Source organism: Nocardioides seonyuensis, assembly GCF_004683965.1.
Classification (GTDB): domain Bacteria; phylum Actinomycetota; class Actinomycetes; order Propionibacteriales; family Nocardioidaceae; genus Nocardioides; species Nocardioides seonyuensis.
Genome location: NZ_CP038436.1, coordinates 269,716 through 294,526 on the forward strand (window position 1 = coordinate 269,716; position 24,811 = coordinate 294,526).

Here is a 24,811-nt window from a genome sequence, read left to right on the forward strand (position 1 = left end):
GCGGGTCTCGCGCCTAATCGGCAGGACCCGCCGCGGAGGCGGTGGCTTCGAACCAGGAAAGGTTCTGAAGGGCCTGGGGCGGAGATCCTCGTCAACGCCGAACACCGCGACGAGGTGGCCCTTCTGTCAGGCCCCGCCGCGGCGAACGATAAGTACGAAGACGCTCCGCATGGTGCGAGGACTGTACGACGCCCCGCCCACCCGCCGCCACGCAGTTCGCAGAACGTGTCAGATCCTGAGACGGGTGCCCGGGTGGCGAGACCGCGAGCGTGCCGTGACAGACTCCGGAGCCTCATGTCTGCACCTCCCGAGCTCCCCGAGATCGTCTCCCGCGCGTTCGCCGTGTGCCGCGAGGCCGGCTATGTCGCCTTCTGTCGGAACGAGACCGGACGACTCCTGTCCACGCTCGCCGCGACTCGAGGCGGGACCATGGCGGAGTTCGGCACCGGATGCGGCGTGGGCACGGCGTGGCTGCGCAGCGGTGCCCGCGACGGTGCGCGCATCATCACCGCCGAGCTCAACCCACGCCTCGCGACGGCGGCTGCCGAGATCTTCGAGGACGACGACAGGGTCGAGGTGCTCGCGGCCGACTGGTCGACCCTCCACCAGCGCGGCCCCTACTCGCTGATCTTCCTCGACTCCGGCGACCCCGAGTCCGTCGGCGTCGACTCGCTGGTCGACCTGCTCGAGCCCGGCGGGATCGTCGTCCTCGACGACTTCACCCCGTGCGAGATGTGGCCGCCGGTCTCCTACGGACGCGTCGACACCCTGCGCGAGCAGTGGCTCACCGACGACCGCTTCACGGCCGTCGAGGTGATGATCGCCCCCGATGCGGCGGCGTTGATCGCCACGCGCCGCTAGGCGGCTCTCGCTCACGTAGGACCTCTGTCCTGGCTTGTCAAGACTTTGGTGGTCAATTTTCCGCAACATTGAGACGTGGACCCTGATCGCCGCCTAGCGTGTGAGTCACCTCACTCGATCGCTCGTCACCCACGGTGACGTAAGCGTCCCTCCCGGGCTCCATCGCTCTCAGACCTCAGCGCGGCGTGCCCAGACAAGGAACCCGTCATGCAGATGCCCTCTCGGCGTGCCCAGAAGATCCTGACCGCCGCCGCCACCCCCCTCGCCCTCGTGGCAGCCGGCGCGATGATCTACCAGGCGTCGTACGCCGCATTCAGCGGACAGACCCGGAACTCCGGCAACCAGTGGTCCACCGGCTCGGTCAGCCTGACCGACGACGACGCGGGCTCGGCGCGCTTCCAGGTCGGCAACATGCTGCCCGGCGACAACGACAGCAAGTGCATCAAGGTCACCGCGAACGCCAGCGTGGCGAGCACGGTCAAGGGCTACACGGTGAACCCCGTGCTCTCGAACTCCGACCTGGAGAAGTACGTCAAGATCACCATCAAGGACGGCACCGGCGGCTCCTTCGCCGACTGCACCGGCTTCCAGGCCGAGAACACGCTGGTCTCGGATGCCCCGCTGTTCAACCTCGCCATGGCCAACCGCTACGAGGCCGGCATCGGCGGATGGTCGGTCCCCGCCGGCGTCTCGAGCAAGACCTACCAGATCAGCTGGAAGTTCGACACCACCGGTCTCTCCCAGGCCGCCGTCGACCAGCTGCAGGGGAAGAGCACGGGCATCGACGTGCAGTGGGAGATGCAGAGCAACTAGTGCGCACACCACGTCGTCTGGCAGCAGCCGGGCCCCTCGCCTGGGCGCGGCTGCTCCTCGTGGTGCTCGCGCGTGCCTACCGCGCTGGACTGCTGGTGCTGGCAGCGGTCGCGGCGGCGCCCCTGCTCCTCAGCTGGAGCTCGTTCGTGATCGAGTCGGGGTCGATGGAGCCGTCGATCGCGGTCGGTGACGTCGTGGTCGCCAAGCCAGTCGAAGCAGAGCACCGCGTGCACGTCGGCAGGGTCTACGTCTTCGCCGACCCCGCCCGTGCCGACCGGCTGCTCGTCCACCGCGTCGTCGAGCGCCGTGACGACGGTGGTTTCACCACAGCGGGTGACGCCAACGAGGTCACCGACAGCACGCCGCTGGAGCCGTCGAGCATCCGTGCCCAGGGCATCCTGCTGGCTCCCTACGTCGGGCTGCCCGTGCACTGGGTGCACACCGGCCAGTGGAGCCGGCTGGCGCTCTTCCTGATGTTCACCTGTGCTGCCTTCACCCTGGCCACGCGCACCTGCGACGGGAGTCGCCCCACCGGCAGAGGTCGTCGCTCCGGCGCGGCCGCGGCAGTGGCCCTCGCGGTGGCCACCACCTCCACCGCGGGAACCGCCGGTGCCGGCTTCACCGACACCACCGCCAACGGCTCCAGCAAGTGGACGGCAGGCACGTGGATGCATCCCTACGTGGCGGCTGTGTCGGCGGACCGGCCGTTCGGGTTCTGGCTCCTCGACGAGCCGGCTGGATCGGCCTACGGCCTGGACCGCTCCGGCAACGACCATACCGCGCAGTTCTACGACTCCCTCACGCTCGGGCAGCCCGGCGCCCTCCCCAACAACCCGGGCACCGCCATGCGCCTCAGCGGGGGGCGAGCCGTCCTCGGCAACAACCCGACGCCGGCTCCGGCGGCCTACTCGCTCGAGCTGTGGTTCCGCTCGACGTCGGCCTCCGGTGGCTACGTCGCCGGATTCGAGAACGACCGCGACGGCTCCGGCTGGAAGGCCACCGCCGACCGCATCCTCCAGCTCGAGCCGTCCGGGCGACTCACCTTCGGCGCCTGGGACAGCTACAAGACCTCCATCACCACCCCAGCGGCCTACAACGACGGCCGCTGGCACCACGTGGTCGTGACCACCACCTCGGGCCGGCTCTCGACGATCTACGTCGACGGGTCACCCGTCACCAGCGGCCCGACCTCGCCCGTGTCCACCTACTTCGGCTTCTGGAGGCTCGGCCAGGGCACCGTCGGCCCCGGGACGAACCACACGTCGTCCTTCCCCGGCGAGATCGACAACGTGTCGGTGTTCCACTCGGTGCTGTCACCCAGCCGGGTCGCGGCCCACTGGGTTGCCCGCTGATCCTGCACGCACCGGCAGCTGGACGACGACCCACGGGAGCATCACCTGGGCGAGCGGCCCGATCGCCAACGCGTAGAGGACGGTGCCGACTCCCAGCACGCCGCCCAGGAGCAGGCCGATCACGACGACGCTGACCTCGAGCACCGTGCGCACCAGGCGCAGCGACAGTCCGGTGCGACGGGCGAGACCCGTCATCAGGCCGTCACGCGGCCCGCGTCCGAGCTGGGAGCCGATGTAGAGCGCGGTGGCGAGCCCGTTGAGCACCACGCCGCCGACCATCAGGGCGATGCGCGCGGACCACGCGCCCGGCTCGCCGAGCAACGCCAGCGTCACGTCGGCGGATAGCCCGACCAGGAAGGCGTTGGCGACAGTGCCGATGCCGGGTTTCTCGCGCAGCGGAATCCACAGGAGCAGCACGACGAAGCTGAACAGGATGACCGCTTGACCCAAGGTCATCGGCACGTGTCGGATGAACCCTGAGTGGAGGACGTCCCACGGCGCGAGCCCCAGGGCTCCACGGACCATCAGCCCCAACGAGACGCCGTACAGCACCAGGCCCACGAGGAGCTGGGGAATCCTCCGTCCGAGGCTGCCGGCTCGCAGCTGCTGGATCGGACCGAGGTCGGCGAGGACACCTCGAGGGGCGTGGACCGTGGAGCTCATGCTCCCATCCTCCACGGAATTGGCCTTCTCGCCGATAGCCAATCGTGGGAGAGTGGACTGCATGAGTCGCACCATCACCGCTGCCAGGGTGGCCACACTGGTGGGTCCCCTGACTGCCGCGGAACGACCTCTCTACCTCGAGCTCGCCGAACGGCTGCGGCTCCTCGTGGGCGAGGGCCGCATCCCGGCTGCGACGCGGCTGCCCAGCGAGCGCGAGCTGACGACGGCTCTCGCCGTGAGCCGCACGACCGTGACGCGCGCCTACGCCGAGCTTCGCGAGCGCGACTACGCCGAGTCGCGCCGCGGGTCGGGCACGGTCACCCGCCTTCCACTGAGGCCGCAGACGGTCCTGGACCGGGTCTTCGCACCGTGGACGCAGGACGACGACGTCATCGACCTCAACTGCGCGGCCCCCAGCGCCCCGAGCGGTGTGGGCGCCGCGTTCGAGGCAGCAGTCACCGAGCTGCCGGCCTACCTCTCCAGCCACGGCTACTACCCGGCCGGGCTCCCCCGGCTCCAAGAGGCCATTGCCGGGCTGTACGACGAGCGCGGGCTGCCGACCGCCCCCGAGCAGGTCATGGTCACTGCCGGGGCGCTCGGCGGCGCGGCGATCGTCGCCCAGGCGCTCACCGCCCCGGGCGACCGGGTCGTCGTCGAGGACCCCGTCTACCCCAACGCCACCCAGGCGCTCTCGCACCGCAGCGCAAGACTCGTGCCCGCACCGGTCGACCCCGAGGGCTGGGACCTGGAGGCCACGGCGGCGATCGTCCGACAGGCGGCGCCTCGACTGGCCTACCTGATCCCCGACTTCCAGAACCCCACCGGACACGTCATGAGCGAGTCCCAGCGGGAGGAGTACGCCGCCTCCCTCCGGCGTGCCCGCGCGGTCCCCGTGGTCGACGAGGCGCACCAGGCGCTGGCCCTCGACGGACAGGCCATGCCCGCACCCTTCGCCGCGCACGCTCCCTCCGCGGTCACCATCGGCAGCGCCAGCAAGCAGTTCTGGGGAGGGCTGCGCCTCGGGTGGCTGCGCGCGCCCGAGGAGATGATGCCGACGCTCTTGCACGCCCGCATGAGCCTCGACCTCGGCGCCCCGCTGGTCGACCAGCTCGCGCTCGTGCACCTGATCGAGCACCGGCACGAGGTCTGGGCAGCCAACCGCGCCAGGCTGCGCGACCAGCGTGACGCCCTCCTCGGGGCGCTGGCCGACCGCCTGCCGGAGTGGCGGTTCCACCGACCCAGCGGAGGCCTCGCCGTGTGGTGCGAGCTGCCGCAGCCTCGGGCCAGCTCGCTGGTGGTCGAGGCCGAGCGACGCGGTGTGGTCGTCGCGGCAGGTCGCGTGTTCGCCGTCGAGGGCGGGCTGGAGCACTTCGTGCGGATCCCGTGGACGAGGCCGGCGGAGGAGCTCGAGGTCGCGGTCGACAGGCTCGCCCACGCCTGGGCCAGTGTCGGGAGCGGCCGGGTCGGCGACGGCGAAGGAGCCGGGCGACTCACCGTCGCCTGAGGGGTCAGTCGAGGTCGACCGCGCGCACCGAGGACGCCTCGATGGCAGCCTCGATCTCGGCCAGGGTCTCGGCCGGGATGGCCGAGTCGACAGACAGCGCCACCAGGGCCTGGCCGCCCTGCTCGTCGCGGGAGACCTGCATGCCGGCGATGTTGACCGAGGCCGCGCCGAGGATCCCGCCGACGGTCCCGACCATGCCGGGACGATCGGCGTAGGCGAAGAACGCGAGGTGCTCGGTCGGCTCGATGTCGACAGCGAACCCGTTGACCTCGACGAGCCGCTCCTTCTGGGCGATGCCCACCAGGGTGCCGCTGACCGAGACCTGCGAACCGTCGGCGAGCGTGCCCCGCAGGGTGATCAGGTTGCGGTGGTCGGGGCTCTCGGTCTCGGTGACGAGGCGGACCTCGGTGCCGCGCTCGGCCGCGAGCAGCGGCGCGTTCACGTAGGAGACCTGGTCCTCGACGATGTCGGAGAAGACGCCCTTGAGCGCAGCCAGCTCGAGCACCTTGACGTCGTACTCGGTGATCTCGCCGCGCACCTCGACGTCGAGGGCGCTCGCGACCTCGCCCGCCAGCGCGGTGAAGACGCGGCCGAGCTTCTCGGTGAGCGGGATGCCGGGACGCACGTCCTCGGCGATGACCCCGCCCTGGACGTTGACGGCGTCGGGAACGAGCTCGCCCGACAGCGCGAGGCGCACGGACCTGGCGACAGCCACCCCGGCCTTCTCCTGGGCCTCGTCGGTGGAGGCGCCGAGGTGAGGGGTGGCCACGACGTTGTCGAGCTCGAAGAGCGGGCTGTCGGTGCACGGCTCCTGGGCGAATACGTCGAGCCCGGCCGCAGCGATCTGGCCCGTCTTGAGCGCGTCGTAGAGCGCGGCCTCGTCCACGATGCCGCCGCGGGCGGCGTTCACGAGCACCAGGCTCTGCTTGGCCCGGGCGAGCTGCTCGGCTCCGATCAGCCCCACGGTCTCGGGCGTCTTGGGCAGGTGGACGCTCATGAAGTCGGACTCGGCGAGGAGGGTGTCGAGATCGACGAGGCGCACGCCCATCTGGGCGGCGCGGCCGGCCTGGACGTAGGGGTCGAACGCGATGACCTTCATGCCGAAGGCGGAGAGCCGCTGCGCGACGAGCACGCCGATCCGGCCCAGACCGACGATGCCGACGGTCTTCTCGTAGAGCTCGATGCCGGTGTACTTGGAGCGCTTCCACTCACCGTTGCGGAGCGCGGCGTGGGCCGGGGAGACGTGGCGCGCGGCAGCGAGCATCAGCGCGACGGCGAGCTCGGCGGCGCTCACGATGTTGGAGGTGGGCGCGTTGACGACCATGACACCGGCCTGGGTCGCAGCCTTCACGTCGACGTTGTCGAGACCGACACCCGCCCGGGCCACGACGTTGAGCCGCTTCGCGGCGGCGAGCGCCTCGGCGTCGACCTTGGTGGCCGAGCGGACCAGGATCGCGTCGACGTCGGCGATCGCAGGGATCAGCTCGGCACGATCGGCACCGTTGCAGTGCCGGATCTCGAAGTCGGGGCCGAGGGCCTCGATCGTGGCCGGGCTCAGCTCTTCGGCGATGAGTACGACGGGCTTGGCCTGGGTGGATGTCGTCACAGCGTTTTCCTCGTCAGGAATCGGTCGGGTCATGGACCGCACGACGCTGTGCGGTCGCCAGTCTAACGGCCGTGCCGCTCAGACCGCGCACCCGTCCGGTCCGCAGGCAGCGTCGTGATCGCCCGAGCCCGCGACCATCTCGACGTGAGGGTGCGACTCCGACCAGGCACGGTCGAGCACCTGCGTGAACACCTCGACAGGTTGCGCGCCCGAGACGCCGTACTTCTGGTCGACGACGAAGAACGGCACGCCTGTGGCGCCGTACTGGCGCGCACGTTCGGCGTCGGCCCACACGTCGTCGTTGAACTCAGAGCCGGCCAGGACCTCATCGACCCGGGCGGGATCGAGCCCGGCCTCGACACCGACCTTCCGGAGGACCGCGTGGTCGGCGAGATTGCGCGCCCGGACGAAGTAGGCGTCGAGCAGGGCCTCCTTGACCTTGCCCTGCAGCTCGGCCCCACCTTGCTCGTGGCCGAGGTGGATCAGGCGGTGGGCGTCGACAGTGTTGAGGTGGAGGGTCTCGGAGAGCCGGTAGACCAGGCCCTCCTCGGCCGCCACGGCCTCGACCCGGTCCTGCATCTGACGGGCGCCCTCGGCGCTCTGGCCGTACTTGCGGGCGAGCATCGCGCTCGTCGGCTCCGTCGGCTCGGTCGGGGCCGCCGGGTCGAGCTGGTAGGAGCGCCACACCACCTCGACGGCCTCGCGGTGCTCGAAGCTCTCCAGGGCCCGCTCGAGGCGGCGCTTGCCGATGTAGCACCAGGGGCAGACGACGTCGGACCAGATCTCGATCAGCATGTCGGCCCCAACGCCGCGCCCCGGGGTGGTTGTTCCCTCAACCAGGTCTCAGGCCCCGGTCTCCTGCCCTCGCACCTTGGCACGCCGGGCGAGCAGGGTGACGACGAACGAGAGCACCAGGGCGAGCAGCACGCCGAGGTTGGCGTAGGCCCAGTTGCCCTCCCAGTAGGGGCCCGCCGGGTCGTCGACGTAGGTGCCCAGCCCGAAGGGCGAGATCAGGAAGCCCTGCCAGTTGTTCCACGCGGCGTCCGCTGCGAAGTTGTTGACCACGAGCCCCCAGCCCAGCACTGACGCGACGACCATGGTCCCGATCGAGACCCAGTCGAAGGAGCCGTAGCGGCCGCTCGCGTCGAACAGCGCGGCGTCGTCGTAGTCACGCTTGCGCAGGGCGATGTCGGCGATCATGATGCCGGCCCACGCGGCGAGCGGGACGCCGAGGGTGATCAGGAAGCTCTGGAACGGGCCGAGGAAGTCCTCGGCGAAGAACACCACCCAGATCGTGCCGAGGGTGAGGATCATGCCGTCGACGAAGGCCGCCGCCGGACGCGGGATGCGCACGCCCAGCGAGAGCAGCGTCAGGCCCGAGGAGTAGATGCCGAGCACGGCACCACTGACGAGCGCGAGGATCGCGGCGAGCAGGAAGGGCACGAGGAACCAGGTCGGCAGGAGGGTGCCGAGCGTCCCGATGGGGTCGTCCACGATGCCGGCGGACAGGTCGGGTGACGAGCCGGCGAGCAGGAGGCCGAAGAGGACCAGGAGCACAGGGGCGATCGCCCCGCCGAAGGTGTTCCAGCCCACGATGGCAGCCCCCAGCGAGGACCTCTTCTGGTAGCGCGACCAGTCGGCCGCGATGTTGATCCACCCGAGGCCGAAGCCTGTCATCAGCATCACGAGCGCACCGACCATCTGCTGGGCGCTGCCGTCGGGGATCGACGAGATCTGCGACCAGCGCACCTCGTCCAGGGTGAGCGCGACGTAGACGAGGGTGGCGATGCCGGTGATCCAGGTGAGCCACGACTGCATCTTCATGATCACGTGGTAGCCCGCCACGCTCGCCGAGACGATGAGCGCGGCCACGACGACGGTGGCGACGACCTTGGTCGTCGTGCCTGCCGCCCATCCCAGCTGGTCGAAGATCGTGGCCGTGGCCAGCACGGCCAGGATCGCCAGGAACGTCTCCCAGCCGATCGAGACCAGCCACGACACGACCCCGGGCACCTTCTGCCCGTTGACGCCGAACGCCGCCCTGCTCAGCACCATCGTGGGCGCCGAGCCCCGCTTGCCGGCGATCGCGATCACGCCGCAGAGGGCGAACGAGAACACCACGCCGACCACCGTGACGAGGGCCGCCTGCCAGAAGGAGATGCCGAAGCCCAGGACGAACGAGCCGTAGCTGATGCCGAACACCGAGACGTTGGCTGCGAACCACGGCCAGAAGAGGTCCGACGGCTTTGCCGTGCGGTCGGCCTCGTCGATGATCTCGATGCCGGTCTGCTCGACCCCGAGGCGACGGGTGCGGTCCAGCCCCGAGCCGCCGGCGGGGTCGGGTCCCTTGGTCCATGTGTCGCTCATGCCCAGCATCCTTCCCGACGAACCAGCCGGGCGCCATCCGGGCCTGTGCCCGCGCCTCGGTGTGGCTCGCACCCTGACGCCGGCACCCCCTCGGCTCAGGGTCGGGCGGGGGTCGCCTGGGGGCGGAGTCGGGGACCGCACCCGATGCGCGACCGTCCCCGTCGCGGCGAGGGTTGGGCCCATGATCACAGTTGACTCACTGACCCGGAGGTACGCCGGCTTCACCGCCGTCGACGACGTCTCCTTCACCGCCCAGCCCGGCCGCGTGACCGGGTTCCTCGGTCCCAACGGGGCCGGCAAGTCCACCACGATGCGAGTCATGGTCGGTCTCACCGTTCCGAGCGCCGGCTCGGCCACCATCGACGGCGTCAACTTCGCCGACCTGCCCAACCCCGGGCTCGAGGTCGGCGTCCTCCTCGACGCCTCCGCGCAGCACGCCGGTCGTACGGGACGGGAGATCCTCACGGTCGCCGCCGACACGATGGGGCTCCCGCGCAAGCGGGTCGACGAGATGCTCGACCTCGTCAGCCTGACCCCGGGCGAGGCCAAGCGCCGCGTGCGCAACTACTCGCTCGGCATGCGCCAGCGCCTCGGCATCGCCACCGCCCTCCTGGGCGACCCACGGGTGCTGATCCTCGACGAGCCTGCGAACGGCCTCGACCCGGCCGGCATCCGCTGGATGCGCGACCTGCTCCGCGGGTACGCCGACAAGGGCGGCACCGTGCTGCTCTCGTCGCACCTGCTGCACGAGATCGAGGTCATCGCCGACGACCTGGTCGTCATCGGCAACGGCAAGATCGTGGCGTCGGGCACCAAGGACGAGCTGCTCGCCGCGGCCGGCACCCTGGCCCGCAGCGCTACGCCTCGGGACCTGGCGCACGCCCTCGAGCTGGCCGGGATCCCCAGCACGCTCGCCGGCGACGGGTCGGTCCGCACGGACGCTGACCCCTCCCACGTCGGTGCGGTGGCCCTGGCCGCCGGCATCGCCCTCACCGAGCTCCGGTCCGCCGAGGGCGCGGGACTCGAAGACATGTTCCTGTCGCTCACTGCCGACACCCAACGAGAAGGAGTAGCGGCATGACCGCCACGACCACCATCCCCGACACCGCGACGGTCGCCCCCAGTCGTCGTACGACACGCACGATCCCGACCACCCGCCTGGTCAAGGTCGAGCTCCGCAAGATGTTCAACACCCGCTCGGGCTTCTGGATGCTCATCAGCATCGGGGCGCTCTCCCTGCTCGCGACAGCGGCGACCATCGTCTTCGCCCCCGACGAGGAGATCACCTACGAGGCCTTTGCGACCGCGATCGGCTTCCCCATGTCGGTGATCCTGCCGATGATCGCGATCCTGGCCGTCACGAGCGAGTGGAGCCAGCGCAGCGGGCTCACCACGTTCACGCTCGTGCCGGGCCGGGCCCGGGTGATCGGTGCCAAGGCGATCGCCACCTTCCTGGTCGGCGTGGTCTCCATGGCCGTCGCGTTCGCCGTCGGTGCCCTCGGCAACCTGGTGGGCTCCGCGCTCGCCGGCGTCGACACGGTCTGGAACATCTCGCTGGCGACCGCACCCCAGATCGTCCTGGGCAACCTGGTCGGCATGGCCATCGGCTTCACCCTCGGCGTCGTGCTCCGGAGCTCCGCGGCCGCGATCGTCGGCTACTTCGTGGTCTCGCTGGTCCTGCCCGGCATCCTCGCGCTGCTCGCCTCGGTGCGCGCCTGGTTCGCCGACCTGCAGCCGTGGATCGACTGGAACCACACGCAGGTGGAGCTCTTCGGGGGCAACACCGACACCGCCAGGGAGTGGGCGATGCTCGGCTCGACCACCGCCATCTGGATCGTGCTGCCGCTGGTCGTCGGGCTGCTCTTCCTCCGCCGCTCCGAGGTGAAGTGAGCGGGCGGGCACAGGCACCGTCGACGCACTGACCGGGCACGAGCTCCCAGAGCTCGTGCCCGGTCAGTGGCATGCATTGCCCGGTCGGAGGACGCGTCAGCGCGCGGCGGAGCCCTCGGTGTAGTCGGCGTCCTGCTGCTTCCACGCGAAGTGGGCGCGCAGGTCGCGGCCGGTGGCCTCGATGGAGTGGGCGGCCTCCTTCTCGCGGAGCTCCAGGAACTCCTTGCCGCCGTTGTCCTGGTCGTCGATGAACCGCTGCGCGAACGCGCCGCTCTGGATGTCCTCGAGGATCGACTTCATGCTCGCCTTCACCTCGGGGGTGATGACGCGCGGCCCGGAGACGTAGTCGCCGTACTCGGCCGTGTCGGAGACCGACCAGCGCTGCTTGGCGATGCCGCCCTCCCACATGAGGTCGACGATGAGCTTCAGCTCGTGGAGCACCTCGAAGTAGGCGATCTCGGGCTGGTAGCCGGCCTCGGTCAGGGTCTCGAAGCCCGCCTGCACCAGGTGGGAGACGCCGCCGCACAGCACGGCCTGCTCGCCGAAGAGGTCGGTCTCGGTCTCCTCGGTGAAGGTCGTCTTGATGACACCCGCGCGGGTGCCACCGATGGCCTTGGCGTAGGACTTCGCGAGCTCCCAGGCACTCCCGGAGGCGTCCTGCTCGACGGCGATGATGTCGGGGATGCCACGGCCGGCGACGAACTCGCGGCGCACGGTGTGGCCGGGAGCCTTGGGGGCGACCAGGATGACGTCGACACCCTCGGGTGCCTGGATGTAGCCGAAGCGGACGTTGAACCCGTGGCCGAAGACGAGCGTGTCGCCCGCGGCGATGTGGGGCTCGATCGACTCCTTGTAGAGGTGGCGCTGCACCTGGTCAGGGGCGAGCACGACGATGACGTCGGCCTCCTGGACCGCCTCCGCCGGGGTGAGCACGCGCAGGCCCTCGTCCTCGGCCTTGGCACGGGACTTCGACCCCTCGGGCAGGCCGACGCGCACGTCGACACCGGAGTCGCGCAGGTTGAGCGCGTGGGCGTGGCCCTGGCTGCCGTAGCCGATCACGGCGACGTTCTTGCCCTGGATCAGGGCCAGGTCGGCGTCGTCGTCGTAGAACATCTCAGCCACTGGGGGCTCTCCTTCGGGTTGGGGTGGTGGGTTGCTTCTAGAGGTTGAGGGCGGCGGGCGCCGGCACGGGGACCGGTCGGAGGCTGCGCTCGCTGACGGAGCGGGACCCGCGGCCGATCGCGACCATGCCCGACTGCACGAGCTCGCGGATGCCGAAGGGCTCCAGGACGCGCAGCAGGTCGGACAGCTTGTCGGAGTTGCCGACCGCCTGGATGGTGATGGCGTCCGGGGCGACGTCGACGACCTTGGCGCGGAAGAGCTGGACGGCGTCGAGCACGGCACCCCGCGAGGACGCCTCGGCACGGACCTTGACCAGCAGCAGCTCGCGGCTGATCGACGACGGCCCGTCGAGCTCGACGATCTTGAGGACCTCGACCAGCTTGTTGAGCTGCTTGGTGACCTGCTCGAGCGGGGACTCCTCGACGTTGACCACGATGGTCATCCGGGACACCTCGGGATGCTCGGTCGGGCCGACCGCGAGGCTGTCGATGTTGAAGCCGCGACGGGAGAAGAGGCTCGCGATCCGGGCCAGGACGCCCGGCTTGTTCTCGACGAGGACGGACAGGGTGTGCTTGGACATCAGTTCCTCACAGGTCGTTCTCGTCGAAGTCGGGAGCCAGGTCGCGGGCGTACTTGATCTCGTCGTTGCTGGTGCCGGCGGCGACCATCGGCCACACCATCGCGTCGCGGTGGACACGGAAGTCCACCACGACCGGCTGGTCATCGATCGCCATAGCCTTCTCGATGGTGGCGTCGACGTCGGCCGGCGAGTCGCATGCCAGGCCCACGCAGCCGTAGGCCTCGGCGAGCTTGACGAAGTCGGGGATGCGCTTGCTGTGGAGGTCGGTGTTGGAGTAGCGCTCGTTGTAGAACAGCGTCTGCCACTGGCGCACCATGCCGAGCGACTCGTTGTTGATGATCGCGACCTTGATCGGGATGTCGTTGATCGCGCAGGTGGCGAGCTCCTGGTTGGTCATCTGGAAGCAGCCGTCACCGTCGATGGCCCACACGGTCGAGTCGGGCATGCCGACCTTGGCGCCCATCGCGGCGGGAACGGCGTAGCCCATCGTGCCGAGGCCGCCGGAGTTGATCCACGTGTTGGGTCGCTCGTAGCCGACGAAGTGCGCCGCCCACATCTGGTGCTGACCCACGCCGGCGCAGTAGATCGCCTCCGGGCCGGCGATGGCGCCGAGCCGCTCCAGGACGTGCTGGGGAGCGAGCGCGCCGCCGGGCGGGGTGTCGTACCCCAACGGGTAGCGCTGCTTGACGCCCGCGAGGAAGGCGACCCACGCCTCGTAGTCGCCCTGCTCGCCGGTCTCGCGCAGGAGCGTCAGCAGGTCGGCGATGACCTCCTTGCAGTCCCCCACGATCGGCACGTCGACGTGGCGGTTCTTGCCGATCTCGGCCGGGTCGATGTCGGCGTGGATGACCTGGGCGTGGGGCGCGAAGGAGTCGAGGTTGCCGGTGACCCGGTCGTCGAAGCGCGCGCCGAGGCTGATGATGAGGTCGCTCTTCTGCAGGCCGGCGACCGCAGCCACCGTGCCGTGCATGCCGGGCATGCCGAGGTGCTGCGGGTGGCTGTCGGGGAACGCGCCGCGCGCCATGAGGGTGGTCACCACGGGGATCCCGGTGAGCGCCGCGAGCTCGGCGAGCTCACGGGAGGCGCCCGCCCGGATCACACCGCCGCCGACATAGAGCACCGGGCGGCGCGACTCGGTGATCAGCCGCGCGGCCTCCTTGATCTGCTTGGCGTGGGGCTTGGTCACCGGGCGGTAGCCGGGCAGCTGCAGCTCGGTCGGCCACTCGAAGGAGGTGAGCGCCTGGAGGGCGGACTTGGCGACGTCGACCAGCACCGGGCCGGGGCGACCCGTCGAGGCGAGGTGGAAGGCCTCGGCGATGGTGCGCGGGATCTCGGCAGGGTCGGTGACCAGGAAGCCGTGCTTGGTGATCGGCATCGTGATGCCGCGGATGTCCGCCTCCTGGAAGGCGTCGGTCCCGATCATCGACGCGCCGACCTGGCCGGTGACGGCGACCATCGGGACGGAGTCCATGTGGGCGTCGGCCAGCGGCGTCACCAGGTTGGTCGCACCCGGGCCGGAGGTGGCCATGCAGACGCCCACCTTGCCGGTGGCGGCGGCGTAGCCCTGGGCTGCGTGGCCGGCGCCCTGCTCGTGGCGCACGAGGATGTGCCGGATGCGCTGGGAGTCCATCAACGGGTCGTAGGCCGGAAGGATCGCGCCGCCCGGGATGCCGAAGATGTCGGTGACGCCGACGGCCTCCAGCGAGGTGATCAGGCTCTGCGCTCCTGTGACCTGCCCGTGCTGCGTCATGACTTCCTCAACCTCGTCCTTCGAGCCAGTGCCGACTGCGATCTGGTGCTGCCCAACAAAAAACCCCTCGGCCCGGGTGGGCGACGAGGGGTGACGCGTGTGCGCTCGGTCCGGTGGACCTCAGCTCACGCGTCGCGTGCGTACAAGAATGAACTCGCGCATGAGACAACCGTCGCCGCCGGGCTCGCCAGCGTCAAGTCAGTGTGTCACGCGTCCCACTATTTGGTACGCCGGTCTCGCGATGTGTCCCATCCCGCTGGTCGAGGAAGGGCGAGGCGCCGATCTGAGGAGGCCGTCCACGGCCGTCTCGAAGGGTCCCGTCACGAGACCCCCGCTCGATTCAGTCGCGGTAGGCGACCGTGCACACGCACGACCGGTTGCCGTCGGCGTCGGCGATCACCCAGTAGGCCGGAGCTCGGTCGTCGCTCACCAGGGTGCCGCCGGCGGCCAGGGCCGCCTCGACCCGCTTCGGCCCCTCGTCGATCGGCACCCACACGTCGAAGTGCCACCGCTGGTCGAAGTCCTGCTCCGGAAGCGGGTGGTCGTCCTCCTCGTCGGGTTCCTGCCACCAGATCAGCGGCACCTGGCCGCTCGGGTCGGTCGGCTCCCCGTTCTTCACCTCGCCGCCGAGCAGCGCCGCGTAGAACTCCGCGTGGCGGGCACCCGACTCGGTGTCGAGCCCGATCTCGAGCTGGGTGATCCCCGAGACGTCGGCGGTGGCGCCGAGCTCGGCGGCGTACTGGCTGATCTGACGCGCCAGGTCGACGTCGCGCGAGGTGATGCCACCGACGTCGTGGCTGGACAGCGTCACGAGGACCTCGGGATAGGTGAGCGTGATGTCGGGGTGGTGGTTGGCAGCTTCCGCCGCCTCACCGATGCGGTTGACCAGCCGGAGCCCGGTGGCGAAGTCGCCCGTCCGAAAACGGGCCTTGATCCTGCCCAGTACCTGTCGCCAGTCAGCAAGATCGGCGTCGAGCACGTCCCGGTGGGTGAGCGTCTGCTTCGGGTCGGTCATGCGAGCCACCCTGCCACCAGGCGGGACCACTGACCAGTGCCGCGAGGGTCTCTGGAATGGATAGGTGATCCGGTTGGTTGAGAGAGGTAGTTCGATCTTCAACTACATAGGTTCATGAAAGGAGCGGCCGACATGGTCGTCTACAACGAGCTGGTCGCGGTGACCGCCGGAGCAGGTCTCCTGGGGTTCGCGGCCTTCCTGTCGACACTGATCAAGACCAAGCGGGTGGACAGCGAGGGGTGGGCGGCGTTCTTCGGCGTCACCGGGGTGCTGTTGCTGGTCCTGGGACTGCACACGACGATGACGTGGCCCTTCGGCGGCGACGGGTTCGAGTACGCCAACATCGCCTTCGGCCAGCCCGCCGCCGGGTTCGGGGCGCTCCTCCTGCTGACCGCGGTCTACCTCTGGCGCAACCGCTCGCTCTTCGCCGGCGACGTCGAGGCGGCCAACGCCAGCGCACTCGCCTCTCTCAAGCCCGCAGGCATCTTCGTCGGCGCCCTCGGCCTGGGCATGGCCGTGCTGGCCATCACGTTCGTGCGGTTCCAGCTCGGCGCAGCCCCTCCGGAGGAACCCATCAGCGGACGCTTCGGCCACCTGCCGATCCTCGAGGCGCTCTTCCTCGGAGGCCTGTGGGGCGTCGTCGCCCTCGGTGCGCTGCTCTTCGCCCTCGCCCTGTGGACCGAGCGGCCGCAGCTGCTGCGCTGGGCCGTGTGGGCCTGGGTCATCGGCGGCGCGGTGTTCCTGCTGTTCGGCGCGATGAACTTCTACACGCACATCGGCATGTACCACAACATCGCCTACGGCACGTCCTACAAGTGGTGAGTGCCTGACCCTCCGGATGGTGCCAGAGCCGTGCCAGCACTCCTAGAGTGCTGGCATGGCTCTCGGCGACCTCGTGCGGCAGGCGGTCCACTCGGCGTCGGGCGTCCCGCGACTCGCCTCTGCCGCCGCCCGCGCCGGCGTCGGCCCCGCGGGTGTCGTACAGGTGCTCCGCATCTCCGAGGCATCGCTGCGCAGTGCTGCTGCGCACGGCAGCGGCACCCCTGGTCGCGCCAACGCCCTGCGCCACTTCATGTGGCAGGCGCTCCTGACCGCGCGCTTCGGCCAGCACGTCGCGCACTCGGTCGCCCAGGCGCAGGAGACAGGCACTCCCAACCGTCGCGACTCGCAGGTCGACCACCACAACAACGCGGTCGGCCAGGAGTACGGCGCCGCCCACCCCGAGCTGCGTATCGGCTCCATCGGCGACGCCCTGTCGCTCCTCGTGCCGGTCGGGCTGGCCAAGTGGGAGGCCGGCGAGCTGGTGTGGGTCCGGCCTCAGTGACCAGGTAGGTGCAGGTCGACGTAGGCGACGGTGTCACCGTCGAGGACGTAGCGGTCGTGCTCGACGAAGCCGTGGGCCAGTGCGAAGGCGAACCCATCGGTGTTGGTCTCGAGCACGACGGTCTCGATGCGCCGGGCTCCCAGGTTGGTCGCCTCGGCCAGCTCGTGCTGCAGGTAGGCGGTGCCGTGTCCACGTCGGCGATGGTCCGGCAGGACGCGGACGATCACCGTCGCGATCGCGTCGGGGTCCTGCGGCGGACGCACGGTGGCGTTCCCGACCAGCTCGCGACCGGAGTAGGCCAGCGTGAGGCGGTGACGGGTGGCCCGCTCGGCGACGTCGTCCGCGGACAGCGGATCGGTCGGGATGATGGCGTTGTGGATGGCACGCCAGTCCTCGAGGAGCGGGCCGGTGGCGACGACGACGTCCAGGTCTGGGGTGGGCACCCGCACACCCTGCCAGCCCGGCGGCCGGTGGTTGCCGTCGATCTCGGTGGTTGAGGAGGGACGAGTCCTGTCTCGAAACCACCCGCCATCGTTGGTTGCGGAAGGACGGAGTCCTGTCTCGAAACCCTTGTGGAATGGCGCTTTCCTCGACCTCCGACTGTCAGTGGTCTCCTGTTGGATTGAGTCATGTCCACCACCGCCGCCACCACCATGACGCAGCCGGGTTCTGCGGCTGCGGTGCTGGCGGCGGTGAAGGAACGACGAGCGATCGAGAACAGGGCCGCCGCGGATGTCCTGACCCTGGCTGCCGAGTGGGCTGACCTGCACCCACCGGAGTCGATCCACCACGCCGCCGGGTTCTCGATGCCGGGCTGTGAGCACGAGGAACCCCTCGCCGGACCCGGCACGCCGCTGGTGGCGGAGTTCTGCTGCGCCGAGCTCGGCGCCGTCCTGGGCGTCTCGTCCACGGCGGCGAAGCGGCTGATCGGCAACGCCCTCGAACTCAGGCACCGCCTCCCCCGGCTCTGGGCAGCCGTCCAGTCCGGTCAGGTGCCGGCGTGGCGGGCCCGGCTCGTGGCAGAGGCCACCGCCCACGCCTCCCCCGCCCTGACCCTCGAAGCCGCCGGCTGGATCGACGCCCAGGTCGCCGCCGTTGCCGGCAAGGTCGGCGCCGCCCAGCTCGACCGGCTGGTGACCGAGGCCATCACCCGGTTCCAGCTCGACACCACCGACCCCGACGACGAGAGGTCACCGGGCGAGACCCGGCACGTCACCATCGAGAAGGACGTCGTCTCCCGGTGCGGCACCATCGCCGTCAACGCATCCCTCGACCTGATCGACGCGCTCGACCTCGACCACACCCTGGCCCACCACGCCGCAGTCCTGAAGGCACTCGGCTCCACCGACAGCCTTGACGCCCGCCGCGCCACCGCGCTCGGCCACCTCGTCCGCACCCAGACCTCGATGGACCTCGCCGGCCTCCTCGGTCACGACTCCTCGGCGGCTGAGCGGGGTTCGGTGGTTGAGGACGGCCAGCCACCTTCCGTGGTTGAGCCGAGTTCGGTGGTTGAGGAGGCGCGCCAGCGCCGTCTCGAAACCCCCGCGGCCCGCCAGCTCGTCCTCCACATCCACCTCACCGCCGCCGCAGTCGGTGACGGTGGGATCTCCTTCGACCACCTCGGCCGCATGGAGGAAGGCATGCGTCTCCTCCTGCTCGATCAGGTCAGGTCCTGGTGCGGCGACTCCCACACCAAGGTCGTCCTCAAGCCCGTCATCGACCTCAACCAGCCGAAGCGAGCCAACGGCTACGCGATCCCCGACCGGATCCGCGAACACGTCACCCTGCGAGACCGGACCTGCGTGTTCCCCCACTGCACCAGGCCAGCCCGCCGCTGCCAGGTCGACCACATCACCTCCTACGACCACGACGCACAAGCAGAAGGCAGACCCCAACCCGGGCCAACCGAGACACAGAACCTCGCCGCCCTGTGCACCTTCCACCACCGCCTCAAGACCCACACCGGCTGGCGCTACACCATGGTCGACCCCGGTGTCTTCGAGTGGACCAGCCCTGACGGCCACCGGTACCTGAGAGACCCTGAAGGCACCACGCCAATCGCATCACCTGGTTTCGAGACAGGACTCCGTCCTTCCTCAACCAGCGAAGTGCTCCGTCCTTCCTCAACCAACGACGACCCACGACATTGACCCCGCCCCGCACCCCGCCGCAGCGACACCCGGCGGGGCGACCGGCATGTCCAGACAGGTCAACAGCTGGTCTCGCGAGTGGACTCCTCCACCGGACGCCCCACCCACCGCGCCAGGGTGAGGATGCCGTCGGCCTCGAACCTGCCGTACTCCCTGAGGCGCCGGATGGTCCCGAGGCTCACGCCCACCTCTGCTGCGACCTGGCTCCACGTCAGCCCACGGCTGGACCGCTCCGAGTCGAGGGCGGCGTACAGGGCGGGCGGGTCGAAGCGACGCATCAGGACATCCTTGTGGACCCGGCCTCCCGAGTCACCCGCCCCGACGGACCCAGACCTTCACGGCAGCACGGACTGACCGATCTCGCCGGGGTTGAAGGCGACCTCCCAGCGGAAGCCGTCGGGGTCTGCGAAGTAGCCGGTGTAACCACCCCACTCGCGCTCGGCCGGCTCACCCACGTGGCTGGCGCCGGCCGTCCGGGCCTGCTCCAGGCAGCGGTCCACGCCCTCCGGGGATGCGACGTTGTGAGCGAGGGTGAGAGGAGGGATGCCGCCGCGCGCGGGCGCCGTACCGACCTCAGCGGTGAAGTGGGCTTCGTCCCACAGCGACAGCACGACCTTGTCGGCGACCCGGAACATCAGCACCTCGCCGGGCACCTGCAGCTCGGCCTCCCAGCCGAGGCCGCTGACGTAGAAGGCCTGACTGGCCGCCAGGTCGCGCACGGCGAGCGTGATGAAGCTGACGCGCTGGTCCATCACGCCTCCGGTGGGGTGGGGCGGGCGGCAAGACGGACGCGCTGGCGGCCCATGGCGTCGAAGTTGCGGTCGTCGAGCCAGTCCTCGAGCGCCTTGCGCACGCGCGGCCACTCGCGGTCGGTGATCGAGAACCAGTCGGTGTCGCGGTTGCGGCCCTTGTAGACGAGGGCGTTGCGGAACCGGCCCTCCCAGATGAACCCGAGGCGGACCGCAGCGCGCCGCGACGGCGCGTTGAGGCTGTCGCACTTCCACTCGTAGCGGCGGTAGCCGAGGTCGTCGAAGACGTGGCGCATCAGGAGGTACATCGCCTCGGTCGCGGCCCGTGACCTCTGGAGCTGGCGCCCGAAGCAGATGCCGCCGACCTCCACCGAGCCCATCGCGGGGTCGATGCGCATCAGAGAGCTGAACCCGGCGGCGCGGCCCGTCTCGACCGGCACGATGGCGTACGGCACCGTGGCGGGGTCTGCGACGGCGGTCTCGAGCAACGCCGCGAGCCCGTCGCGCGTCGTCGGCCTCTCCTGGAACAGGTAGGTCCACAGGGACTCGTCGCGCTCGTCGCAGACCGCTTCGAAGAGGTCGTCGACGTGCTCGGCCGACATCGGCTCGAGCCGCACGCCCTTGCCCTCCAGCAGCACCGGCTCAGGTCGCAGCCGGGGGGCCCACTCGACCTCGCGTCCGATTCGCTGACCGTGCTCGTTCGTGGTGGTCATCGTGCCTTCCTCATCGGAGCTCCTGAGTGATCTGACGGACGTCGGGACCCACCTCGACGGTCGCGAGAGCGCCGTTGAGGAGCTGGAGCTTCGGCGGCACGTGGCCGAACTCCACGTCGAAGACGATCGGGAGGCCGAGGTCGCCGAGCGCGTCGAGCACCCCCTCGCGCTGGGTCAGGGTGCTGGAGTCGGGAGCCTTGGTTCGGCCGATCAGGATGGCGTTGGCGGCGTCGAACCACCCGGCGTAGCGAAGGTTGTGGAACTCGCGACAGCTCGTGAAGGCGTCGTCCTCGCACACCTCGAGGTAGATGATCGTCCCCTCGGGGCAGTGGTCGCGGGCGAAGCCGGCCACGTCGCCGTACGGCGTCCCGGTCAGCGCACTGACCGTGTCGAGGCATCCCCCGAGCAGCCGCCCGGTCGCTGCCAGACGATCAGCGCCGTGCAGGCTCCACTCCCCCACGCCCACACGCTTCCACTCGGTCGCGGTGTGGTCCTCCTCGAAGCGCACCCAGTCGGCGATGAGCCCGGGTTGGCGCTGGACGACGGGACCGGTGGCGCCGGCGACGTCGAGCCAGTGGACCAGGCCGTCTGGGACCGAGTAGGGCGTGTCGGCCAGGTTGTCGCCGTGGAGCGTCGCCACCCCGGTGCGCAGGGTGATCGGCAGCAGCAGCGTCGAGATGTCGGACCAGCCCACGAACCACGTGGGCTCGGCGGCGGCGATGGCGTCCCAGTCGAGCTGGTCGAGGAGGTCGATCGCGGTCTCACCGCCCCACGGGGGGACGACGGCGCGGATCGCGGGGTCGGTGAGCATGCGGTTCAGCTCGGCCGCCCGCGCCTCCTTGGGTGCGGAGATGTGGGTCGACCCGTCCATGCAGTCGCCGACCTCGACGGCGTAGCCGCGCTCGCGCAGCCAGTCGACGCAGAACTCGATGCGCCGGGCACCCGCGCCCTCCACTCCCGAGGACGGGGAGGTGACGCCGATCCGGTCACCGGGTCGCAGCGGAGCGGGGAACCGGATCATCGGCGCAGCTCCTCGGCAACGGCCGCGAGGCCGGCCTCGACCTCGGCGAAGGAGGTGGACAGCGGCGAGAGGCCGATCCGGAGCCCACCGGGGTCGCGGTAGTCGGGGATGACGTCGCGCTGCCAAAGCCGAGCGGTCACTTCGCGCATGCGCTCATGGTGGAACGTGACGTGCCCTCCGCGCAGGGCCGGGTCGCGTGGCGAGATGACCGCCACCTCCGGCAGCAGGCGGTCGGTGAGCTCGACGGCGTACGACGTCAGGGCCACCGACTTCGCGCGGATCGCGTCGATCCCGGCAGCCTCGACGAGCCCCAGCATGTCCTTCATCGGCAGCATGCCGAGGATCGGCGGCGTGCCGGAGAGGAACCGTCGGATCCCGGAGGCGGGCCGGTAGCCCGGACCCATCGCGAACGGCTCCGCGTGACCCATCCATCCCTGGATGGGCTGGGTCAGCTCGTCCTGCAGCCGCGCGCTGACATACCCGAAGGCGGGCGAGCCGGGCCCGCCGTTGAGGTACTTGTAGGTGCACCCCACCGCGAGGTCGACGTCCCACGCGTCGAGCTCGACGGGCACCGAGCCGGCCGAGTGGCACAGGTCCCACAGCACCAGGGCACCGGCGTCGTGGGCGATGCGGGTGAGCCCGGCTGCGTCGGCGAGCCAGGCCGAGCGGTAGGCGACGTGGGAGAGGACGACGAGCGCGGTCCGCTCCGAGACCGCCTCACCCAGCTGGTCCGGGGTGACACCGGCACGGCTGTCGACCTCGATCCAGCGCAGCTGCAGGCCGCGCTCGCGCGCGATGCCCTCGGCGACGTAGCGGTCGGTCGGGAAGTTGTCGGTGTCGAGGACGATCTCCGTGCGCGAGCTGTCGCGTCGGCCCATGGCGTCGACGGCGGCTCGCATCAGCTTGTAGAGCCACACCGTCGTCGCGTCCGCGACCACCGTCTGCCCCGTAGCGGCGCCGAGGACCGTCCTGGCGAGCTCGTCCCCCAGTCTGGTCGGGGCGTCCATCCAGCGCTCGTCCCACCCGCGGATCAGGCGCCCTCCCCAGTCCTCACGGACGAACTCACCCAGGCGCCCGGCGGTGGACACCAGCGGCCGGCCCAGCGAGTTGCCGTCGAAGTAGACGAGGTCGGAGGCAGCGCCGACGAACCGGTCGCGGTAGGACGCGAGCGGGTCGGCGGCGTCGAGCTCTGCAGCGGTGCTCACCCGCCCACTCTCCCAGACGGGTCAGCGTGCGTTGACCTCCACCTCGCGCACCGAGTAGCCGTAGCGGGTGGCGCGCCTGAGCATCTTCACCCGGACGTGACGGGCGCTCTGCGGAGTGAACACCGAGGTGTCGAGAGACCCGTTGCTCCCCCTGACCGCTGCCACGGTCGTCCAGGTGGAGCCGTCGACCGAGACCTGGACGTCGTAGTCGAGCGCGTGCGCGGTCTCCCAGTCGAGCGAGACCCGCCCCACCTGTTGCACAGCGCCGAGGTCGACCCGCAACCACTGGTCGTCGGACCAGCCGCTGGCCCAGCGCGTGCCGAGGTCGCCGTCCGTGGCCCTGGCGGGAGCCAGCCGGCCGAACAGGGTCCACTCGGTCGAGCTCGCCGTCGTCGCCCTGCCGCGCGCGAGGTTGGTCTGCGCGGTCCAGTCGCTGGTGGCCGTCCAGGTGTCGAGGTACATCTCGGCGCCGGCGGCCAGGTCGTCCACGATCTCCTCACCACCCACGAGGCTGAGGTCCTCGATCCAGTCGGGCACCAGGCCGTAGTGGGCGACGCCGTCGACGTTGACGTCCCACGTGCGCTCACCGGTGGTCTGACGCTCCAGGGTCGAACCGCCGTCGAAGCTCTCGAAGGGGTACTCGACCTCGGTCGTGCCGTTCCGGGGAGCGGGCGTGCCGCCGACGCCGTTCATGTCGGTGCCGAACGCGTAGGCCTTGTCGTACTCCTCGCGCAGCGGCGCCTCGCGGCTCCACTCCTCGACGAAGTGGTCTGCCGTGTGGCCGTACTGCGCCACCAGGCCGCCCAGCGCGTAGACCCGCTCGTGCCAGAGCGGCTCCATCCAGGAGTGGCTCGAGATCGCTCCCGGGTAGCCGACCTGCTCCATGACGTCGAGGGTGCGGCCCGCGGCCTTCACGCTCATGTGGTCGAGCTCGACCATCATGTTGCGCTTCATCGCGCCTCGCAGGGCGTACTCCCCCAGTGCGGTGAGCCCGCGGGTGTTGCACCGCTTGGCCGGGTCGTAGGCCGGCGGGTCGGCGGGGACGAGGTCGCTGAGCAGTCCGGTCAGGTCGTCGCTCGAGATGGGGTTGTCCGCCTCCGGGCCCGTGCACTTCTCGGTCTGCCAGAAGGTGCCGGTGGAGAGGAACTGGCCGGCGTTGACCGCGATGCCGGTGGTGCCGGTGTCGAACCGGACGCCGCACAGCGCGTTGTCGAACTTGTGGCACAGGAACGTCGAGGAGATGCCCAGCTCCTTGAACTCGTCGAGCCCGCGGTCGATGTCGGCCTTGCTGCACTGGGGAACCCCCAGCACCTGCTTGCAGCCGAACGGCTCGGACATCTCGACGCCCATGACCACGGCGAGCTTGCCGGCCTCGACCACCTGTCGAGCCTGCTCGGGCGAGGTGACGATGCGGAACCAACCCTTGCCGGGACCGCCGTACATGTCGTCGACGAAGGACTCCAGCTCACGCGTCTTCTCCGCTTGGAGACGGATGGACTCCATCTCGTTGCACCCGCGGTCGCGAGGCAGGAGCGAGCAGATCAGGCCGTTGGTGACCAGGTCGTTAACCATCACGCGCACACCGCCGCGCCACGCACGCTCCATCCAGGCGTAGTAGTTCTGCTGGTGGGAGAGCGACTTGTAGGACGGCCAGTGCGTGAAGGTCGGATAGCCGACCGGGTCGTGGGTGCCGTCGTCACCGCCGGTCACGTGCTCGAAGATGGCCCCGATCCCGTTCGGGTAGTGCTCGGGGCAGTCCTTGAGCGCCTCCTCGATGTCGCCATCGGGGTCGAACACTTTGCCGCAGATCATCCGGCCGCCGAAGCCCTCGTTGCTGAAGACGTGGTTGTGGGCCTCGAGGAAGCCGCGCACGTCGCCCTGGGCGTCCGTGCCGGAGAGCGGCTCGCCGACGACGTTGATCTGCGAGTCAGGGACGGGCCGGTCCACCGGCTCCCACCACCTGTCCCCATCGGCGGACGCCGCACCTCCCGCAGCGAGCGGGATCCCGAGGGCGAGCACGACGACGGCCAGGACGAGCAGAACCCGGGAGCGGGTGGGTCGAGACATGGGATCCTCCGAGAGGTGTGACGGTCACCACACGCTAGCGGACCTCGACCCACAAGTGA

24 protein-coding genes are annotated in these 24,811 nt (G+C 70.2%); 9 read left to right on the forward strand and 15 right to left on the reverse strand.

The genetic code is table 11. The annotated features are described in order from the left end of the window. The first annotated feature begins 294 nt into the window (after positions 1 to 294). The 3 genes from EXE58_RS01330 to EXE58_RS20245 all read left to right on the forward strand — a co-directional run bounded on the left by EXE58_RS01330 (position 295) and on the right by EXE58_RS20245 (position 3,026). On the forward strand, positions 295 to 861 hold the full coding sequence (locus EXE58_RS01330; RefSeq protein WP_135266217.1) for an O-methyltransferase: 567 nt from the start codon (positions 295 to 297) through the stop codon (positions 859 to 861). A 207-nt stretch (positions 862 to 1,068) separates the two neighbouring features. After that, on the forward strand, positions 1,069 to 1,674 hold the full coding sequence (locus tag EXE58_RS19360) for a hypothetical protein (protein ID WP_167288607.1): 606 nt from the start codon (positions 1,069 to 1,071) through the stop codon (positions 1,672 to 1,674). Then, the gene (locus EXE58_RS20245; RefSeq protein ID WP_167288609.1) at positions 1,674 to 3,026 is read left to right on the forward strand and encodes a signal peptidase I; all 1,353 of its coding nucleotides are present in this window, start codon (positions 1,674 to 1,676) and stop codon (positions 3,024 to 3,026) included. Before EXE58_RS19360 ends, EXE58_RS20245 begins: the two co-directional genes overlap by 1 nt. Here the strand turns inward: EXE58_RS20245 and yczE are convergent. Beyond that, positions 2,988 to 3,689: a membrane protein YczE gene (gene yczE, locus EXE58_RS19365; RefSeq protein ID WP_167288611.1), complete on the reverse strand. Its 702-nt coding sequence runs from the start codon at positions 3,687 to 3,689 to the stop codon at positions 2,988 to 2,990. The genes EXE58_RS20245 and yczE overlap by 39 nt on opposite strands. Before the next feature lie 61 nt (positions 3,690 to 3,750). Here yczE and yczR point away from each other — a divergent pair, with 61 nt between their 5' ends. Continuing rightward, positions 3,751 to 5,193 (forward strand): MocR-like transcription factor YczR, encoded by a 1,443-nt coding sequence (gene yczR, locus EXE58_RS01350; protein WP_135266220.1) that lies wholly within the window; start codon positions 3,751 to 3,753, stop codon positions 5,191 to 5,193. Between the two features lie 4 nt (positions 5,194 to 5,197). Here the strand turns inward: yczR and serA are convergent, their stop codons facing one another. From serA to EXE58_RS01365, 3 genes are all read right to left on the reverse strand, one after another. Beyond that, positions 5,198 to 6,799, reverse strand: a complete 1,602-nt coding sequence (serA, locus tag EXE58_RS01355; RefSeq protein WP_244242372.1) for a phosphoglycerate dehydrogenase — start codon at positions 6,797 to 6,799, stop codon at positions 5,198 to 5,200. 78 nt (positions 6,800 to 6,877) lie between these two features. Then, positions 6,878 to 7,594: a DsbA family oxidoreductase gene (locus EXE58_RS01360; RefSeq protein WP_135266222.1), complete on the reverse strand. Its 717-nt coding sequence runs from the start codon at positions 7,592 to 7,594 to the stop codon at positions 6,878 to 6,880. A 48-nt stretch (positions 7,595 to 7,642) separates the two neighbouring features. Further along, a complete protein-coding gene (locus EXE58_RS01365; protein ID WP_135266223.1) occupies positions 7,643 to 9,166 on the reverse strand; it encodes a purine-cytosine permease family protein in 1,524 nt (507 codons plus the stop codon). Positions 9,167 to 9,347: 181 nt separating this feature from the next. On the opposite strand from EXE58_RS01365, the gene EXE58_RS01370 reads away from it, so the two are divergent. Both EXE58_RS01370 and EXE58_RS01375 read left to right on the forward strand, forming a co-directional pair. Continuing rightward, positions 9,348 to 10,247, forward strand: a complete 900-nt coding sequence (locus tag EXE58_RS01370) for an ABC transporter ATP-binding protein (protein ID WP_135266224.1) — start codon at positions 9,348 to 9,350, stop codon at positions 10,245 to 10,247. Beyond that, complete coding sequence (locus tag EXE58_RS01375) at positions 10,244 to 11,056, forward strand: ABC-2 transporter permease (RefSeq protein ID WP_135266225.1); 813 nt, start codon at positions 10,244 to 10,246, stop codon at positions 11,054 to 11,056. Before EXE58_RS01370 ends, EXE58_RS01375 begins: the two co-directional genes overlap by 4 nt. A 96-nt stretch (positions 11,057 to 11,152) precedes the next feature. Here EXE58_RS01375 and ilvC read toward each other — a convergent pair whose 3' ends face one another. The 4 genes from ilvC to EXE58_RS01395 form a co-directional block, all read right to left on the reverse strand. Beyond that, positions 11,153 to 12,178 (reverse strand): ketol-acid reductoisomerase, encoded by a 1,026-nt coding sequence (gene ilvC / locus EXE58_RS01380; protein WP_135266226.1) that lies wholly within the window; start codon positions 12,176 to 12,178, stop codon positions 11,153 to 11,155. 37 nt (positions 12,179 to 12,215) lie between these two features. Then, on the reverse strand, positions 12,216 to 12,758 hold the full coding sequence (gene ilvN / locus EXE58_RS01385) for an acetolactate synthase small subunit (RefSeq protein WP_135266227.1): 543 nt from the start codon (positions 12,756 to 12,758) through the stop codon (positions 12,216 to 12,218). 7 nt (positions 12,759 to 12,765) lie between these two features. Continuing rightward, on the reverse strand, positions 12,766 to 14,508 hold the full coding sequence (locus EXE58_RS01390; protein ID WP_135266228.1) for an acetolactate synthase large subunit: 1,743 nt from the start codon (positions 14,506 to 14,508) through the stop codon (positions 12,766 to 12,768). Between the two features lie 340 nt (positions 14,509 to 14,848). After that, positions 14,849 to 15,523, reverse strand: coding sequence for a 4a-hydroxytetrahydrobiopterin dehydratase (locus EXE58_RS01395; protein ID WP_135266229.1), 675 nt, complete (start codon positions 15,521 to 15,523; stop codon positions 14,849 to 14,851). 132 nt (positions 15,524 to 15,655) lie between these two features. On the opposite strand from EXE58_RS01395, the gene EXE58_RS01400 reads away from it, so the two are divergent. Both EXE58_RS01400 and EXE58_RS01405 read left to right on the forward strand, forming a co-directional pair. Further along, the gene (locus EXE58_RS01400; RefSeq protein ID WP_135266230.1) at positions 15,656 to 16,345 is read left to right on the forward strand and encodes a DUF981 family protein; all 690 of its coding nucleotides are present in this window, start codon (positions 15,656 to 15,658) and stop codon (positions 16,343 to 16,345) included. A 55-nt stretch (positions 16,346 to 16,400) separates the two neighbouring features. After that, positions 16,401 to 16,847 carry a DUF6973 domain-containing protein gene (locus EXE58_RS01405; protein ID WP_135266231.1) on the forward strand — a complete coding sequence of 149 codons (447 nt, stop codon included), beginning with the start codon at positions 16,401 to 16,403 and terminating at the stop codon, positions 16,845 to 16,847. On the opposite strand, the gene EXE58_RS01410 is transcribed toward EXE58_RS01405, so the two are convergent. After that, positions 16,841 to 17,290 (reverse strand): GNAT family N-acetyltransferase, encoded by a 450-nt coding sequence (locus EXE58_RS01410; protein ID WP_244242373.1) that lies wholly within the window; start codon positions 17,288 to 17,290, stop codon positions 16,841 to 16,843. The genes EXE58_RS01405 and EXE58_RS01410 overlap by 7 nt on opposite strands. Positions 17,291 to 17,476: 186 nt before the next feature. On the opposite strand from EXE58_RS01410, the gene EXE58_RS01415 reads away from it, so the two are divergent. Next, the gene (locus tag EXE58_RS01415; RefSeq protein ID WP_135266232.1) at positions 17,477 to 18,997 is read left to right on the forward strand and encodes an HNH endonuclease signature motif containing protein; all 1,521 of its coding nucleotides are present in this window, start codon (positions 17,477 to 17,479) and stop codon (positions 18,995 to 18,997) included. 59 nt (positions 18,998 to 19,056) lie between these two features. On the opposite strand, the gene EXE58_RS01420 is transcribed toward EXE58_RS01415, so the two are convergent. From EXE58_RS01420 to EXE58_RS01445, 6 genes are read right to left on the reverse strand one after another with little or no spacing between them, the layout of a single operon-like run. Then, on the reverse strand, positions 19,057 to 19,275 hold the full coding sequence (locus EXE58_RS01420) for a hypothetical protein (protein WP_135266233.1): 219 nt from the start codon (positions 19,273 to 19,275) through the stop codon (positions 19,057 to 19,059). Positions 19,276 to 19,332: 57 nt separating this feature from the next. Continuing rightward, on the reverse strand, positions 19,333 to 19,749 hold the full coding sequence (locus EXE58_RS01425; protein ID WP_135266234.1) for a VOC family protein: 417 nt from the start codon (positions 19,747 to 19,749) through the stop codon (positions 19,333 to 19,335). Then, entirely contained in the window at positions 19,749 to 20,459 is a 711-nt protein-coding gene (locus EXE58_RS01430) for a GNAT family N-acetyltransferase (RefSeq protein WP_135266235.1), read from the reverse strand. Before EXE58_RS01430 ends, EXE58_RS01425 begins: the two co-directional genes overlap by 1 nt. A gap of 10 nt (positions 20,460 to 20,469) precedes the next feature. Then, positions 20,470 to 21,480, reverse strand: a complete 1,011-nt coding sequence (locus tag EXE58_RS01435; protein ID WP_135266236.1) for a S66 family peptidase — start codon at positions 21,478 to 21,480, stop codon at positions 20,470 to 20,472. Continuing rightward, positions 21,477 to 22,685, reverse strand: a complete 1,209-nt coding sequence (locus EXE58_RS01440) for a kynureninase (protein WP_135266237.1) — start codon at positions 22,683 to 22,685, stop codon at positions 21,477 to 21,479. Before EXE58_RS01440 ends, EXE58_RS01435 begins: the two co-directional genes overlap by 4 nt. A 21-nt stretch (positions 22,686 to 22,706) precedes the next feature. After that, positions 22,707 to 24,752 (reverse strand): discoidin domain-containing protein, encoded by a 2,046-nt coding sequence (locus EXE58_RS01445; protein ID WP_135266238.1) that lies wholly within the window; start codon positions 24,750 to 24,752, stop codon positions 22,707 to 22,709. Positions 24,753 to 24,811: the final 59 nt, after the last annotated feature.

Bases quoted from the DNA above. Each gene is read 5' to 3' on its own strand.
- EXE58_RS01330 (WP_135266217.1), top strand. From the start codon at position 295: ATGTCTGCACCTCCCGAGCTCCCCGAGATCGTCTCCCGCGCGTTCGCC.
- EXE58_RS19360 (WP_167288607.1), top strand. From the start codon at position 1,069: ATGCAGATGCCCTCTCGGCGTGCCCAGAAGATCCTGACCGCCGCCGCC.
- yczE (WP_167288611.1), bottom strand. From the start codon at position 3,689: ATGAGCTCCACGGTCCACGCCCCTCGAGGTGTCCTCGCCGACCTCGGT.
- yczR (WP_135266220.1), top strand. From the start codon at position 3,751: ATGAGTCGCACCATCACCGCTGCCAGGGTGGCCACACTGGTGGGTCCC.
- EXE58_RS01360 (WP_135266222.1), bottom strand. From the start codon at position 7,594: ATGCTGATCGAGATCTGGTCCGACGTCGTCTGCCCCTGGTGCTACATC.
- EXE58_RS01365 (WP_135266223.1), bottom strand. From the start codon at position 9,166: ATGAGCGACACATGGACCAAGGGACCCGACCCCGCCGGCGGCTCGGGG.
- EXE58_RS01370 (WP_135266224.1), top strand. From the start codon at position 9,348: ATGATCACAGTTGACTCACTGACCCGGAGGTACGCCGGCTTCACCGCC.
- EXE58_RS01375 (WP_135266225.1), top strand. From the start codon at position 10,244: ATGACCGCCACGACCACCATCCCCGACACCGCGACGGTCGCCCCCAGT.
- ilvN (WP_135266227.1), bottom strand. From the start codon at position 12,758: ATGTCCAAGCACACCCTGTCCGTCCTCGTCGAGAACAAGCCGGGCGTC.
- EXE58_RS01390 (WP_135266228.1), bottom strand. From the start codon at position 14,508: ATGACGCAGCACGGGCAGGTCACAGGAGCGCAGAGCCTGATCACCTCG.
- EXE58_RS01395 (WP_135266229.1), bottom strand. From the start codon at position 15,523: ATGACCGACCCGAAGCAGACGCTCACCCACCGGGACGTGCTCGACGCC.
- EXE58_RS01400 (WP_135266230.1), top strand. From the start codon at position 15,656: ATGGTCGTCTACAACGAGCTGGTCGCGGTGACCGCCGGAGCAGGTCTC.
- EXE58_RS01405 (WP_135266231.1), top strand. From the start codon at position 16,401: ATGGCTCTCGGCGACCTCGTGCGGCAGGCGGTCCACTCGGCGTCGGGC.
- EXE58_RS01415 (WP_135266232.1), top strand. From the start codon at position 17,477: ATGTCCACCACCGCCGCCACCACCATGACGCAGCCGGGTTCTGCGGCT.
- EXE58_RS01420 (WP_135266233.1), bottom strand. From the start codon at position 19,275: ATGCGTCGCTTCGACCCGCCCGCCCTGTACGCCGCCCTCGACTCGGAG.
- EXE58_RS01425 (WP_135266234.1), bottom strand. From the start codon at position 19,749: ATGGACCAGCGCGTCAGCTTCATCACGCTCGCCGTGCGCGACCTGGCG.
- EXE58_RS01430 (WP_135266235.1), bottom strand. From the start codon at position 20,459: ATGACCACCACGAACGAGCACGGTCAGCGAATCGGACGCGAGGTCGAG.
- EXE58_RS01435 (WP_135266236.1), bottom strand. From the start codon at position 21,480: ATGATCCGGTTCCCCGCTCCGCTGCGACCCGGTGACCGGATCGGCGTC.
- EXE58_RS01445 (WP_135266238.1), bottom strand. From the start codon at position 24,752: ATGTCTCGACCCACCCGCTCCCGGGTTCTGCTCGTCCTGGCCGTCGTC.